This window comes from Exiguobacterium sp. Leaf187 (assembly GCF_001423925.1).
In the GTDB taxonomy this organism is placed as follows: domain Bacteria; phylum Bacillota; class Bacilli; order Exiguobacteriales; family Exiguobacteriaceae; genus Exiguobacterium_A; species Exiguobacterium_A indicum.
In genome coordinates, this window is record NZ_LMPR01000009.1 from 1574667 (window position 1) to 1589883 (window position 15217).

The window sequence follows — 15217 nt, forward strand, 5'->3', positions numbered from 1 at the left end:
TCTCATCTCCCTTAAAAAAAGACCGCACATTGAGATGAGCGATCTTTTTAAATCATTTCGTTGTAAGACGTTCTAATAGTTTGAGAATCGGTCGATATTTATCCCCTAACAAACCCAATGATTCGACTAAAATATCTAGTACGATCAATAAGATAACGAGAGAAATAAAAGCACCGAGCGAATTCGTTTGCGAAAAGAGGATTGCCGTCATTCCGAACACACCACAAAGTCCATAAATCACTAAAACGGCTTGTCTCATCGTAAATCCTAAATCGAGTAAGCGGTGATGCAAGTGCTCTTTATCGGGTGCGAACGGCGGTCTCCCTTGTAACATACGACGCACGATAGCGAACAGCGTGTCTGAAATCGGAATCCCGAGCAAAATGACTGGTACAGCAAGTGAGAATAAAGTTACATTTTTGAATCCAAGTAGGGAAAGTACGGCCAGCATATATCCAAGATACAGCGAACCCGTGTCTCCCATGAAAATTTTTGCCGGATAAAAATTATGAAACAGAAAACCGAGCGTACTCATAAGCAAGAGGATCGCAACGATCGTCACGTAGACGTTCCCTTGAATCACAGCTAAACTAATTAGCGTCAACAAGACGATACTCGATACGCCAGCAGCTAGTCCGTCTAAACCATCAATCAAATTGACGGCATTCGTGATACCGATGACCCACAGGAAGGTCAATGGCACACTCCACCACCCGAGATACAGCTGTTGATCAAACGGCAAATTGATGAATTCGATTCGAATCCCACCATTTAAAACAATGACTGCCGCTACGATTTGTCCCATTAACTTCAGCCTAGCATTCAGTTGAAAACGATCATCTAACATACCGGTCATGATGATCACGAAACTACCGACTAATATATGAGTCGCATATGGACTCGATGGTTGTAAGATAAAGTATCCGATCATGAATGAGATATAAATCGCAAGCCCACCTAGACGTGGCATGATTCGAACATGTACTTTTCGTGCATCCGGACTATCCACCGCGCCCACTGCAATGGCAAAACGTTTGACAACGGGGGTAATCAGCAATGCAGCGATGAAACAGACAATGGACGCTGTCCATAACATAATAACATCACGCTCCTGCGCGAATTATACCACATTCTTCTTCCAAAAATCGTTCGTTCCCATTCTGTAAACAAAAAGCATAGGCTTATGCTTGTGCGACTCGGAATTGCAACACGTCTTGGTCTTGCCACTCCGTCACGTCTAAGACGACTTTGATTGCAAGGGTCGTTTTAGCTTCGATTGGGGACGTTAACGCTACCTGCAATGTCTGCAAGATTTGTTCCCCGTTCATAAGTTGTAACGGAAGCGTTCCGAGTTGAATCGCCCGTTCATATCCGTTTCGAATCAAAAACAATCCTGTCATCCTATTTTCGTTCTTCTCGTTCCAAACATTCATGACATTGACTTCTTCATTCTTCAACGTCGGGGTTGAATAGAATGTCTGACGTACACGTCGCGCTTCAGCATCAAGGAAGTCCGATGGAATCTCGAGATCATGCGTCTCTTCTAAACTAAATAAGAGACGAATCTTTTCCGGGAAATTTTCTTCATCCGTTAAGAAAAGTTCTTCCTCGGAAAAATCAAGCCAACATGGCATACTACTCATCGGTACGAACTCCGGAATATCTTCCGTCGTCAAAACCTTTCTGCCAATCAGACGATTGGCTTCGTCTAACACGAGTAATGGAAGACCATCTACATGAAAACTATTTTCTAATGTATTTCGAAACAACGCGACGATTGAAATCGGCGAGGAGGATAGGTCCACTTGCAGCGCTTCGACGGACAGTTGATTTAACTCCAAGTCTGGCAATTGATTAGCATGGTAACGGAAAAGATATTCATCTTCTTTCTCGATCAACATATCTTCTGTAAAAATCAATCGAGGCTTATACAGTCCTGTATTTTCTGGTGTCTCTGCTTCTAAAATGATTTGTTTTCTGCGATTAAACATCTAACTCCATCTCCTCGATTTCTTCATCTAGCATGATATATTCGGACAATCGTTGTAAGACATAGGCAACGGGATACTCGATTTCAGCAATCGTGTAGTTGAAGATTTCAAAGCCTTCCTTTTCGTACATCCGAACAGGCTGTTCTTGACCGTAACTCCGAAGATGAATGCCTTCTTTTAGCGTATTCATCGTCGTCAAATGTTCCGTCCAGTGCTCTTCGATCGATGCCAATAACTGATCTCGGATCAGCTCGTCTACTGCAGGATTCTTTAGTTCCTCTATCCATTTTTCACGACGAGCGGAAACAATGTTCACATAATACGCTTTGACCTCTTCCGGCTGTTCTAAATCATCTGGAAGTGGTACTTCGTCGTTTAGTAATTCGTCCATCGCGAACTGGAACTCTTCCTTTGGCCACTCTTCCGGTACGAGTTCTGCAGATAGATAACGATCCACGATACGTTCGACCGTCCGCTCGACCATTGGTAGTACCATATCTTGAATGTCTTCCGCATCTAGTACTTGGTTACGGATCGCATAGATGACAAGACGGTGCTGATGAAGGACGTCATCGAGTTTAACAAGTTCCTCTCGAATCGAATAACCTGTCCCCTCGCATGTTTCTTGCGCATAGCTCAATAACGCTTGTGCTTCTTTTAACGTAACCGGTTCATGCTGACTCGTCTTCACTTTTTTCAAGACTTTCTCGAGTCGATCCTTTGCAAAACGCCGGACGAGGTCATCTTCGAGTGATACGATGAATTGACTTTTACCTGGATCTCCTTGACGTCCTGAACGTCCTCTTAGCTGGTTATCGATCCGAACCGACTCATGACGCTCGGTACCGATGACAAACAACCCACCTGCTTCTTTCGCAATCTCATCTAACGTAATATCTGTTCCTCGTCCTGCCATGTTCGTCGCGATCGTGATGCGTCCGTGTTGTCCGGCTTCACGAATGATGTCAGTTTCTTGGTCGACCGTCTTTGCATTCAGGATTTGATACGGTAACTGATGTGTATCTAAAGCTTCAGCTACAGCAAATGATTGTTCGATGGACGTCGTTCCGATCAATACGGGTTGCCGTCTTGCATGTGCTTCCTTCGTCGCACGCGCCACAGCTTCATATTTCTCCTCTTTCGTTGCGTAAATGATGTCAGAAGAATCTTCACGGAGTTTCGGGCGATTGGTCGGGACTTGTACGACATCCATTCCGTATGTCTTTAGAAGCTCTTGTCGTGAAGTTTGTGCCGTACCTGTCATGCCTGAAACGAGCTCGTACATCCGGAAATAATGTTGGATCGTAACTTGGGCCGTCGTTTTATTTTCTTCCGTGATGTCAATGCCTTCTTTTGCTTCAATGGCTTGATGGAGCCCATCCGACAAACTTCGTCCTTCCATGATGCGTCCTGTAAATAAATCAACCAACTCGATTTTCCCATCTTTTACGATGTAATCAACGTCTCGTTTCATGACGATGTGAGCACGCAAGGCTTGAACCATGTAATGATAAAGTACTTGATGCTCAGCTGCGAAAAGATTATCGATGGCGAAGTTCTCTTCGATGATCGAAATTCCTTTATCCGTAAGCGAAACTGCTTTGATCTCTTCGTCGTATTCGTATGCATCCGTAGGAAACTTTGATACGATCAGCTTCGCGACGGTTTGTAACCCTTCATGCACCGAGCCCTTACCTGCCATGATGAGTGGTGTTTTCGCTTCGTCGATTAAAATACTATCAACTTCATCGATGATGGCAAAGTGATGTTTTCGTTGTACACGGTCTTCCTTCCGATTGACGAGATGATCTCGCAAGTAGTCGAAGCCAAATTCTGTACCGACTCCATATGTAATATCTGCGCCATAGGCCGCACGTTTCTCGTCAGGTGACAGATCGGGAACATTTAGTCCGACTGTTAAACCAAGAAAACGGTGAATTTCTCCGATCTGATCCACGTCTCGTCGTGCCAAGTAGTCATTGACGGTGATGACATGAACCCCTTTACCACTTAAGGCTTTTGTAAAACTCGGTAACGACGCGACTAATGTTTTTCCTTCCCCCGTCGCCATTTCTGCGATATGACCGTCTAGTAACGCAAGACCACCAATCAATTGAACATCGTAATGACGCATGCCTAACGTACGAACACTTGCCTCTCGGACAAGAGCAAATGCCTCCGTCTTCAGTTGATCAATCGTCTCACCGGCTTCGATGCGTTCTTTTAGGTGGATTGTTTGATTTTTTAATTCATCATCCGTCATCGCTTGATAACGACTTTCTAACGTATTGATTTCTTTTACGATTTTCATATAGTTCTTCAGTCGCTTAGACTGTTCGTTGAATGTATTTTTTACGAGTTGAAGCACTGTTTTTCTCCTCTCCCCACGTCCACGTGACGTCAGGTCCGACAATTTTTTCATCTACGTATCCATTATATCAGTTAAAAAATGGAACAGAAGAGATAAAAACCATTTTTAAGAAAATCATTTACTTATTTTAAAAATAAATCTTTATTTTGGAATTCATTCAACAAAAAAAACGCCTTTCTTTAAAAAAGAAACGACGTTTTTTGAAAAAACTACATAAAAATCGGAACTTCTGCCGATGAATCATATGTATAGATTCCACGACCCACTTTTTGAATCGCCGGGTTTGCCTGTTCAACTTTCGCCATAAGCTGATAAATGTTACTGATTTGGTGACGATAACGAAGTTCGAGTTCCATCTGAATATCTCGTGCTGACATCGACTCGCGTTCGCGCATCAAATCACTGATTTGGTGTACGTAAACTTCCAGTGGATATCGCTGATTCACTCTTCGTTGTTTCAATGGACGCTCTAGTGCAACAGAAACTTCCTGTGCATGATCTTGATTCGTTCGACTTAATTCAGCTACTAAGTACTCTGCTCTTCGTTGAAGACGGCGATATTCTTCTTCGATTTCCATCAGCTCTCTGTAAATATGTTCATTCGGATCCATACTTTTTACCTTCTTTCTTGTATTGATGACACAATAATATTTCAATTATGTTTCAATTGTATGTTTTTTGAAATAATATTACCATTTATTTACCTTTTTGTTATATGATTTCTATGTTATTTTAATTTTTTTGTAATATTGGCAATTTTTTATCTGTTGCTGATTTCCATTTTTATCTTAACAGAAAGGAGCGAACCTAGAACATAAAATTATTGTTTTTAATATATAATTTTAAATCTTTCTTCATTTTGTCATTTTTATATCCTGTTTTACAATACTAAATTTAAAAGGAGAGCACACTATGCCTACTAAAACTTCCGTCTTGATCGCAAGTATTGCTTCGGCCGTACTTTTCACGGTAGCCGCCCCAACACCCGAGGCATCTGCTGCTTCTATCACGAAAGCTACTTATCAAACAACAGATGCATTGAATCTTCGCGCTTCTGCTACTACTTCCTCTAAAAAATTGTTGACGATCCCTAAAGGAAAATCAGTCGTTTCTTCGTATAAAACAGGGAACTGGTACAAAGTCTCTTACAGTTCTAAGACGGGTTATGTCTCGGGAAGTTACTTGAAGAAGAAAGCGGCCGTTAAAGCTAGTACTGTCGGTACATCCTTTACGAAGACGAACTACACGACGACGGATTCGTTGAGCCTTCGTAAGTCTGATTCTGCTGCTTCAACTAAATTATTGACGATTCCTAAAGGAACAACACTTTCCTCTTCTTACAAGAAGGGAAGCTGGTATAAAGTATCTTACAAATCAAAAACCGGTTATGTTGCTGGTTCTTACTTGAAAAAGAAAGCGGTCGTCACAGCAAGTGCTACCGGTACGACATTCGCGAAAACGAACTACATTACGTTGGACGCTTTGAATTTACGTACATCGAATTCTGCTACCTCAGCTAAACTACTAACGATTCCTAAAGGAAAGATCGTTACCTCTTCGTATCGGAAGGATAACTGGTACCAAGTGTCTTACGGTAGTAAAAAAGGCTATGTCTCAGGAAGTTACTTGAAGAAAACGACGTCTTCTTCTGCTTCTTTACCACCTGTCGGATCTGCAGCTGATTATTCAGGTACGACGATGTATGTTCTCGTTCCTTTTAATGATTCATTGACATTACGGTCTGGTGCAAGTTCGATCAGCCCTTCTATCGGTACACTGCCACGTGGTTCCGTTGTTACGGTAACGAATGCTTTACATAAGACAAAAGGATTCGTCGCTGTCAAAACATCTGATGGACGTTATGGATATGTCGAAGCGACGTATCTCTCGCTCTTCCAGCCTTCTATGTCTGCTCGTCCACTCGTCGTCTTAGATCCTGGGCATGGTGGACATGATGTTGGTGCCGCACGATACGGTATTTATGAACGTGATATCGTCATGTCAGTCGCTAAACTCGTAGCCGAGCGCCTATCTAAAACAGTCGATGTGAAGTTGACACGTTATACGAATGATTACTATCCTTCGTTAACAGATCGTAGCGTCATCTCGAACGCCCATAAGACAAACATCTTCGTCAGTATCCATATTAATGCTGCATCTTCAACAAGTGCTTATGGCGCTGAAAACTTCTATTACAGAGGTAATGCATCTGTTGCTCTATCACGAAATCTCCAAAACAATCTTGTTAACTCGATTGGATTACGTGATCGTGGTATTAAATTCGGGAACCTCGCTGTTCTTCGCGGTACGAATGCACCCGCTACATTAACGGAACTTGGTTTCCTATCCAATGCTAATGACCGGGCGAAACTCGTTTCTACTTCTTATCAGCAACGCTATGCTGATGCAGTAGCAAACGCGATTCTTTCTTCCCTCTAACCAAAAAATAACGCTCAGCCGAATCATACGGCTGAGCGTTATTTTTTTGAAAAAGAAGAGATTCAGGGAAATCACTTCTTTTTCTGACACATAAAAGAAAAGAGAGGTTGATTGCGATTCAATCATCAGGGAATGAATGAATCTCAGTTAGCGACTAGCGAGGATTTGCTCAAGGGAAAGCAAATCTGTCGAATCGACACGATAGTCTGCCTCATGGAGCGCCGACTCCGGTCCTACGCCGACGGCATACATACCGGCAGCGTGGATGGCAGTGATGCCCGCTGTCGCATCTTCTACACCGATGCAACGGCTTGGTTCGACGTCGAGCGCTTCCGCAGCACGGAGAAACACTTCAGGGTGTGGTTTCGATTGTGCAACAGTTGCAGCATCTACGATGTCATCGAAGTAATGTCGAACCTTTAATGCCTCGACGACCATCAGCGCATTTTTAGAAGCGGACGCCATCCCGATTTTCAGCCCAGCGTTTCGGATTTCATCAAGGAATGCAGTGATTCCAGGAAGAAGATCCTGTTCAGAGATGTGCTGGATCAATGTGACATAGTGTTCGTTCTTCTTCGCAGCGAGTGCTAGCTTCTCGTCTTCCGAAAAAGCATCCTGTTTTCCACCAAGCGCAAGGATACGCTCGAGTGAATCCATCCGGCTGACACCTTTTAATGTCTCATTGAATTCCCGGTCGAACGGGATATCCAAATCCTCTCCTAATTGTTTCCACGCTAAGTAGTGATACTCTGCTGTATCCGTGATTACGCCGTCTAAATCAAAAATGACCGCTTCGATCGTTGGTGCCATCCGACATCCATCCTTTCATACATCGTCCATGAAAGGCAAGAAATCGAATGACACGTTGTGCAAACGATTGCACTTGCCTCACAAACAATTTTACTAATTCTCTCATCTCTTTGCAAGCGTTATCAAATGTTTTACTTAAAAAGAAAAACACCTTGCGATTTCAGCAAAGTGTTTTTCGTCCTGTTATCCTTTTAAGAGACCAATCACTCGGACGTTGATTGCTTTCGGTTGGAACGCGAGCATGTTCTCCATGTCTTGCGCAATCCGTTCCTGCACTTTCCCCGCCGTCTTGATGATCGACATTCCGTACTTGATATGAACAGACAAACTGATCGTAATCTCGCCGCCGACATCCTCGACCTTCACGAGTTTAACCATCTGTTTCTCTTGCAGTTTTGAATCATCTGCTGTGAAGGCGATCCCTTCCGTTTCTTGAACGGCTACGCCTGCGATGACCTCGATGACTTGTTGCGAGACGTTCACGACACCGTCTGCGTTATTTAAATTATATGACATTCCTTCCACGCCCTTCGTCTTGTAATCCATCTATCTTAAAGTGTAAAGCATTCCGTCTTATTTTGAAAGGTCTTCCCGTTTCTCGACGATTGGACGAATATCAATCTCAATCAAAGGACGGAGGACACGAACGACGAGCGGGTGTATGATGATACCGACGATCAGCAAGGCAACGCCAATCATGATCAGTAATGCTAGCCACGGTTGCGGTACGAATGCTTCCGTCACATACTGGCGCCACGCCATGACGAAAAAGACGTGAAGCAAATAGACATAGAGGCTGAGTTCCCCCGCCCGTGTGATGAGCGGAAGGCGACGCATCGGAATCAACATCATGAAACCAAGGGAAGCCGCAATTGACAAGAAATAAATGACACTATGTTTGATGACACCTAACCAGGCATCGCTATCGTATTGATCAACATAAGGGAAACGATGCTTGAAGGCATTCGCGAAATCAACGATCTCTTGTGGTGTGTCACGCCACGCTTCAAATAACAAAAAGCCCATGACGGCCACAAATGTGATCCCACCGATTAAGCGGACGTTCATCCGTCGTTTAAAGTTTTTCGGCATTTCAAAGATCCGGATGAATTCGTGTTCTGATAAATAGTTTCCGAGTAAGAAGTACGGATAGAACATGATCAACTTACGAAGTGCTAAGAAGCCTGTATTCTCAAGCTCAAAACCATATAATAGAGCGAACGCGAGACCGAACCAGACGTAGCCGCGTAAATGGACGACATAAGGCGTCACGATATACCAGACGACCATGACGAATAAATACCAAAGTGCCCAGTATGGCCGTAATAGATGCGTTCCAATGTTTTCTCCTGAGAAAATCGGGTTTCCTTCCCCGAGTGTCGCCCAAGATCCGATCAAGATCTGCCAGACACAATACACCGCGAAAAGCTGGATGACACGTAAATACTTGTTTTCGCGGAAGAAATAACCGCTTAAAATAATGAATAATGGCATATGAAACGAATAAATCAATAGATAGACCGTTTCGAGTAATTTTCCATCATAATCAAACCGTAAATCTGTCAGCATGTGACCGATGACGACGAAAATGACAAGAAAACCTTTAATATTATCAAACCACGGATTCCGATTCATGTTACACTACCCCTTATACTCCCTCGAAAGGAACGAATGTTTATGAAAAAGACACTCCTGATTCTATCCATCGTCTTGAACGTCGTTCTCCTTGCATTGTTACTGGGACGTAAACCGCTCGAACTGTTCGAAAGCGTCTTACCTGCAACGAGTACGACTCCAGTCACGACATTCCAATACGATAAGAATCCGAACTATGTCCGTTTGAATAGTCTATTCCATACTTATCAATACCCAAAATCAGCGAACGCTGTCATGTTAGGTGACTCGATGACGAATTTTGCCGATTGGCGCATCTTGATGGATGATCCGACAATTATTAATTTCGGGATTCCTGGCGATACGACAGAAGGCTTTTTGACTCGTCTCGACCTGATTCTCGAGATGAAACCAAAACGCGTCTTCCTGATGGGTGGTATTAATGATATCCGTCACTATACGCCGATTCCACAAATTACCGAGAACATGACGACGATCGTGACGACACTTCGAAAAAATAACATTGACGTCGTCGTTCAGTCAACCGTTCCTGTGGCACCGAAGTATTCAGACTCCGTCCGAATCAACCGTGATGTCGAAGCGTTGAACCGGAATTTACAAAATCTCGCTCAATCGCTTAAGGTTCCATTCGTCGACTTACGACCTGTCTTGACGAATAAACAAGGATATCTTCAGAATCGCTTGACGTATGATGGATTACATCTCGTCGGTGGCGGTTATCTACGCTGGAGCGATGCCCTGAAACCTTATGCATTGCAAGCAGATATAACAGCAAACAAATAATCGATGGCACATCAAAAAAACGGCTCATCCCGATGATCAGGATGAGCCGTTTTTCGATTCTTAATCTTCTTGGTTCTTGACACCCATGTACGCTGCGACACTCGATGCTGAGAAAACCGCAACGGCAACGATACCGACAGCAATCCAAATCACTTGATCCATCATTTCTTTATATCCCCCTTTATGTAACCGCTCACTTCTACATTTAGCGTACACGAATTTCGTCAAGAAAGAAACACATTTTCCATGTCTAATGACTAGACGATTCGGGAAAAAGTAACTATAGTAGAAGGACAACTACAAATTGTCAGAAAATTCGATTATTTAACAAGGAGGTGTTTCTGATGGCCACTTCATTGCTTACGCCGAAAGTGACGTTACGACATCGAAGTACTCTCAACTTTGGATATTGGCTTGTCATCGGATGCATAGGATGGGGGATGCTTGCCCTCGTCACGAATGTTGGTACCGTTATTAGTCGTCTTCCTTTATATGAAAGCATTCCCCTCGCCATCCTTGTACTTGGCCTCACAGGTGTCGTACTAAAAATGGCGCGTGACGAGTGGTGGATTCGTTATCTCGAACGTCAGACCCAGTATTACATCGGACACGAGACCGTGACCGGTTGGTGTACGACGATTGATAGCATGTGGCTGATCCGTAAGACGATGCGCCGTGAACTTCGCTTGCTCTACCGACAACTTGCCAAGACGAAAGCATCGGAAGAAGTGAAACAGACGCTCGCCCTCCAGCTCGTCGAACGTGGTGTGCTCATCGTCTATTCTCGACCAAAAAGTGATCATCCTGCTTGAAACGAAAAGAGGACTGCCCCATCATCTTCTATGAAAGAAGAAGAAGATGGGACAGCCCTTTTTTACTGTTTCAGCCAATCCGTTGCTGCTTCAATCGTTGGCATGACAAGTTGGTGACCATAATTCGACCACGTGACGTCGACTGATGCACCAGCTTGTTTCAAGAGTGCTGATAACTCTTCCGTTTCCTGAGCCGGACAGATCGGATCATTACTACCTGCACCGATGAAGACGCGCACGTCCGATAGGTCAGGTAACGTCACACCACGACGTGGTACCATCGGATGCAACAGAATCGCTTGTTTGAACAAAGCTTCTTCGAACAACATGTTCGCCGCGATGTTCGCCCCGTTCGAGTATCCGACTGGAATCAGACGATCGAGATCAAAACTACGCTCTGCTGCTTGATCACGTAAAAACTGAATTAAACGTGCTGTCCGTAAAGCGAGGTCTTCTTCATCGAAGATGCCTTCCGCGAGTCGTTTGAAGAATCGTGGCATCCCGTTTTCCGAGACTTCTCCGCGGACGGACAAGTAGCCTGCTTCCGAATCGAGCAACGAGACGAGCCCGACGAGATCTTGTTCCGTTCCACCTGTGCCATGTAAGAATAAAAAGATCGGTGCGTCTGCTGTTTTTGGTGCTTGGTATAAATGAATCATACGAGTCTCCCCTTCGGTACAGTAATAGGTGTTACATGATTTGTGATCGCCGTGCGATGTGCTTCGAATTGTTCCGGCAACTTCAAGTCTTCTCCGAGCATCTCAAACTCTTCATCGATTGCGAATCCTGGATTGTCGGTCGCAATTTCATGGAGGATCCGACCGCGGTCATGGAAATAGATCGACGTGAAGTAATTGCGGTCCTTCACTTCAGTCGTCAGCAAACCGAACGCGTTGATGGCGTTCATCCAGTCGATTTGTTCCTTCTGATCCGTTGCCCGCCACGCGATATGGTGAACCGTTCCCGTTCCCGGACGACCGACTGGCATTTGACCATGAACGACGTCAACGACATTCCCGAACTCGCCTTCTGCGATATATCGGTCAACGGTTTCCGTCCGTTTGCTAAGTGTCAGCCCGAATGTGTCTGTCAGTAATTTTGCTGTGTCTGATGGATCCCGCGACAGTAACGTCGCTCCGGCGAATCCTTTGATCGCAACCTCACGCGTGATGCCATCGATTTCATAGCGACTGTCTGATCCCGCCTCGCGTTCGACGAGTTCAATTTGGAGACCATGTGGATCTTCGAAGGCGATCTGCTGCTCTCCGAAACGAACCGTCTCTTCAAACGAGACGTTTTTTTCTGTCAGTCGCGCTTTCCAAAAATCTGCTGCACCGACCGGAATCGCGTAAGCTGTCGTTCCGACTTGTCCGGCACCGACTTTCCCTTTTGCCATGCCTTTAAACGGAAAGAACGTGATGATTGTTCCCGGTGCTCCGGATTCATTTCCAAAATAGAAGTGGTATGTTCCTGGATCATCGAAGTTGACCGTTTTTTTGACGAATCGTAGTCCGAGAATGGTTCCGTAAAAATCGAGATTTTCTTGTGGATCGCCGACCATTGCTGAGATATGATGGATGCCTTGCGTTTTCATATGATGCGTTCCTCCTTCAGTCGTATCTATTAACACAATAATAGTAACTAAAGAACAAAAAGTAAACTAATAAGCCTTTCCTCGTTTTTCTGGAACCTTTATCCAATTTAAACCGTAGGACACTAGGTAACAATGATACACTTGTCGTGCAACAGACGTCTTTAAAGGAGGTTCATATGTTAGAAATAAAACACATCACGAAGCGTTTCGGCGATTTTACAGCCGTAGATGCTCTGACGATTGAGGTGCCACGCGGGCAAATCTTTGGTTTGCTTGGTGCGAACGGTGCCGGGAAGACGACGACCTTCCGGATGCTGCTCGGTCTACTGCAACCAACTGAAGGATCGATCACCTGGAACGGAGAGCGCATCCCGACTTCAAAAATCGGATACCTTCCGGAAGAACGAGGGCTGTATCCAAAAGTCCGCGTTGATGAACAACTTTTGTTCCTCGCAGAACTCCGCGATATGAAACGGAAGGATGCGAAACGAGCGTTGACGGAATGGCTCGAGTATTTCCAAATTCCGCAGTATGAAAAAATGCGCGTCGAACAACTCTCAAAAGGAAATCAACAAAAGATTCAGTTGATCTCTGCTGTCCTACATAAACCTGAACTGCTGATTTTAGATGAACCATTCAGCGGACTCGACCCGGTCAATGCGGAACAATTAAAACGTGCCGTCAAAAAGTTAACCGTCGACGGAACGACGATCGTCTTCTCGAGTCACCGGATGGATCACGTCGAAGAACTCTGCGAACACGTCGCAATCCTCGATCACGGAAAACCCGTCGTTGCTGGCTATCTTCCTGACATCAAGGCAAGCTATGGAAAAACACGTGTCCTTTTGACGACAGATGCCCCACCACTCCTATGGGATAGCTTACCGGGTGTCCTACAAGTCGAGTCAGACAACAATGGGCATATCGTCCAAGTCTCTTCAAAAGAAACGGCTGATCAACTTCTCCAACATATCGTCAGTCAAGGACACCATGTCGATCGTTTCGTCTGGGATCAGTTATCCCTGCAGGATATCTTCATCGAGGAGGTCGGCAAACGTTATGAACCGTAAATTCCTGACTTTATATCGCTTCAATCTACTACAAAAATTACGTGCTAAAAGCTTTTTGATTTCGACGGTCCTAATGGTCCTGTTCCTCGTCGGCTTTGGCAATATCGAACGGATTCTCGACTGGTTTTCTGGTGACGATCCGAAAGTTGCTCTCGTCAGTGAATTGTCGACCGATCTTCGTCCGGCCTTGAAGAAGGCTGGTGTCACTTCAGACATCACGACGAAGGAATATACAGTCGCACAAGCACGAAAGGCAGTCGACCGCGGTACATTCGATGCCGTGGCAATCGTTCAGGATTCGTATGACGTGACACTCGTCAGTGCTAGTCCTGAGTCTGAATTACAGACACAGGTCGCAACGGTCGTCAAACAAGTCCGTGACCAAGCCGTCATCACGGATGCTGAAATCGATCCGAACGTCCTTGCTTCGCTCGCTGAACCTGTTCCTGTCAAACAGGAGTTGACGTCGACGGGTGGGAAAAGTGAAGATGAACTCTTTGCTGCCTCGGCGCTCGTCTATGTGTTGCTATTCTTGATGTACTTCACGATTGCGATTTACGGTGGGATGATCGTCACAGAAATCGCGAACGAAAAGTCATCCCGTGTCATGGAATTGCTGATTTCAGCCGCGAGTCCGATTCAACATATGCTGGCGAAGATCCTCTCGATCGCTACGGTCAGTCTCGTACAATTATCGATTCTCGTCGGTGTCGGCTACTACAGTGCTCAAAACAGCAGTTTATTCGATCAGTTATCACTCGATTCCTTGAGTGCTCGGACGATCATTTATCTGTTCGTCTTCTTCCTGCTCGGATACTTCCTGTATGCGACGCTTCTCGCGGCACTCGGTTCGCTCGTCAGTCGGGTCGAGGATGCGCAGCAAGTGACATTACCAGTCATCTTGTTGATCGTCGCAGCTTTCATGATTTCGATGTTTAGTCTGAATGCACCGACGAACCAAGCTGTCGTCGTCCTGTCGTTCGTGCCGTTCTTTACACCGATGGTCATGTTCCTGCGCGTCATGTTGACCGATGTACCGCTATGGCAAGTGTCGATTTCGCTCATTTTGATGCTGATCAGCATCTCGCTTGCCTTATTCGTCGGAACGAAATTCTACCGGGGTGGTGTTCTGTTCTATGGATCGAATCCGCTCAAACAGTTGCGCCGGATCTTAAGCGGTCGCCGGTAACAGTTTACAAGACGAATCGTTTCCGCTATCGTTAGGTGAGAAAAAGCCTTTAGGAGGAACTACGTTATGCGGTCTCGTTTTTGGGCAGCGATTCTTTTCACAGCTGCTGCCATGGTCTCGTCACTTGTCATGTTCACGAAATTTCCGCAGGCGAGTGCGACATGGGAACTCGTCCTTGCTTACGGTGGGATGACGTTCGTCGCCAGTCTATTTTGCTGGTCCTTCGTCGCGGTGCGCCGTCAATCTTCTCGCTTATACGGAAGTTGGGTTGGTGTCTTCATCGCTGGATTGACGGTTTTACTTGTCTGTATCGCACGCTTCGTCTTGCGTGGTGATATGATGATGATTTTCAAATGGCAAGCGATGCTCGGTAGCTTAACCCTCAATTTCGGCTATGTCGGTTGGGTACTCGTCATCGCGAATGCAATCATTGGATTCATCATCGGTCGGACACGTATTAAGAATCCACGTTTACGTCAGATGTCACAAAACAATACACGTTAAAAAAAGTCGCTGTCTTCTG

15 protein-coding genes are annotated in these 15217 nt (G+C 45.1%); 6 read left to right on the forward strand and 9 right to left on the reverse strand.

The annotated features are described in order from the left end of the window. Nucleotides 1–52 precede the first annotated feature (52 nt). The 4 genes from ASF99_RS12405 to ASF99_RS12420 form a co-directional block, all read right to left on the reverse strand. Entirely contained in the window at nt 53–1096 is a 1044-nt protein-coding gene (locus ASF99_RS12405; protein WP_023469304.1) for a glycosyltransferase family 4 protein, read from the reverse strand. A gap of 85 nt (nt 1097–1181) precedes the next feature. Continuing rightward, nucleotides 1182–1991, reverse strand: coding sequence for an SLAP domain-containing protein (locus ASF99_RS12410; RefSeq protein ID WP_052017086.1), 810 nt, complete (start codon nt 1989–1991; stop codon nt 1182–1184). Next, nucleotides 1984–4359, reverse strand: coding sequence for an accessory Sec system translocase SecA2 (gene secA2 / locus ASF99_RS12415; protein ID WP_055969039.1), 2376 nt, complete (start codon nt 4357–4359; stop codon nt 1984–1986). The genes ASF99_RS12410 and secA2 overlap by 8 nt, the downstream gene beginning before the upstream one ends. Nucleotides 4360–4571: 212 nt before the next feature. Next, nucleotides 4572–4973, reverse strand: a complete 402-nt coding sequence (locus tag ASF99_RS12420; RefSeq protein WP_023469307.1) for a Rok-like winged helix domain-containing protein — start codon at nt 4971–4973, stop codon at nt 4572–4574. 301 nt (nt 4974–5274) lie between these two features. Here ASF99_RS12420 and ASF99_RS12425 point away from each other — a divergent pair, with 301 nt between their 5' ends. Further along, on the forward strand, nt 5275–6801 hold the full coding sequence (locus ASF99_RS12425) for an N-acetylmuramoyl-L-alanine amidase (protein ID WP_055969043.1): 1527 nt from the start codon (nt 5275–5277) through the stop codon (nt 6799–6801). 147 nt (nt 6802–6948) lie between these two features. Here ASF99_RS12425 and pgmB read toward each other — a convergent pair whose 3' ends face one another. The 3 genes from pgmB to ASF99_RS12440 form a co-directional block, all read right to left on the reverse strand. Next, on the reverse strand, nt 6949–7611 hold the full coding sequence (gene pgmB / locus ASF99_RS12430; protein WP_023469308.1) for a beta-phosphoglucomutase: 663 nt from the start codon (nt 7609–7611) through the stop codon (nt 6949–6951). Nucleotides 7612–7794: 183 nt separating this feature from the next. Continuing rightward, nucleotides 7795–8127, reverse strand: a complete 333-nt coding sequence (locus tag ASF99_RS12435) for an Asp23/Gls24 family envelope stress response protein (RefSeq protein ID WP_035396186.1) — start codon at nt 8125–8127, stop codon at nt 7795–7797. 57 nt (nt 8128–8184) lie between these two features. After that, nucleotides 8185–9246, reverse strand: a complete 1062-nt coding sequence (locus ASF99_RS12440) for an acyltransferase family protein (RefSeq protein WP_035396182.1) — start codon at nt 9244–9246, stop codon at nt 8185–8187. Between the two features lie 42 nt (nt 9247–9288). On the opposite strand from ASF99_RS12440, the gene ASF99_RS12445 reads away from it, so the two are divergent. Both ASF99_RS12445 and ASF99_RS12450 read left to right on the forward strand, forming a co-directional pair. Next, entirely contained in the window at nt 9289–10029 is a 741-nt protein-coding gene (locus tag ASF99_RS12445; protein ID WP_023469311.1) for an SGNH/GDSL hydrolase family protein, read from the forward strand. Between the two features lie 344 nt (nt 10030–10373). After that, nucleotides 10374–10841 (forward strand): hypothetical protein, encoded by a 468-nt coding sequence (locus tag ASF99_RS12450; RefSeq protein WP_023469313.1) that lies wholly within the window; start codon nt 10374–10376, stop codon nt 10839–10841. A 62-nt stretch (nt 10842–10903) separates the two neighbouring features. On the opposite strand, the gene ASF99_RS12455 is transcribed toward ASF99_RS12450, so the two are convergent. Beyond that, the gene (locus ASF99_RS12455) at nt 10904–11500 is read right to left on the reverse strand and encodes an alpha/beta hydrolase (RefSeq protein WP_055969045.1); all 597 of its coding nucleotides are present in this window, start codon (nt 11498–11500) and stop codon (nt 10904–10906) included. Continuing rightward, nucleotides 11497–12435, reverse strand: a complete 939-nt coding sequence (locus ASF99_RS12460; protein ID WP_055969048.1) for a VOC family protein — start codon at nt 12433–12435, stop codon at nt 11497–11499. Before ASF99_RS12460 ends, ASF99_RS12455 begins: the two co-directional genes overlap by 4 nt. A gap of 176 nt (nt 12436–12611) precedes the next feature. Between ASF99_RS12460 and ASF99_RS12465 the strand changes: the two genes are divergently transcribed. The 3 genes from ASF99_RS12465 (at nt 12612) to ASF99_RS12475 (ending at nt 15198) form a co-directional block, all read left to right on the forward strand. After that, a complete protein-coding gene (locus ASF99_RS12465; RefSeq protein ID WP_023469316.1) occupies nt 12612–13505 on the forward strand; it encodes an ABC transporter ATP-binding protein in 894 nt (297 codons plus the stop codon). After that, nucleotides 13495–14694 (forward strand): ABC transporter permease, encoded by a 1200-nt coding sequence (locus tag ASF99_RS12470; protein WP_023469317.1) that lies wholly within the window; start codon nt 13495–13497, stop codon nt 14692–14694. The genes ASF99_RS12465 and ASF99_RS12470 overlap by 11 nt, the downstream gene beginning before the upstream one ends. Nucleotides 14695–14760: 66 nt before the next feature. Beyond that, a complete protein-coding gene (locus ASF99_RS12475; RefSeq protein WP_035396170.1) occupies nt 14761–15198 on the forward strand; it encodes a hypothetical protein in 438 nt (145 codons plus the stop codon). The last annotated feature ends 19 nt before the right edge of the window (nt 15199–15217 follow it).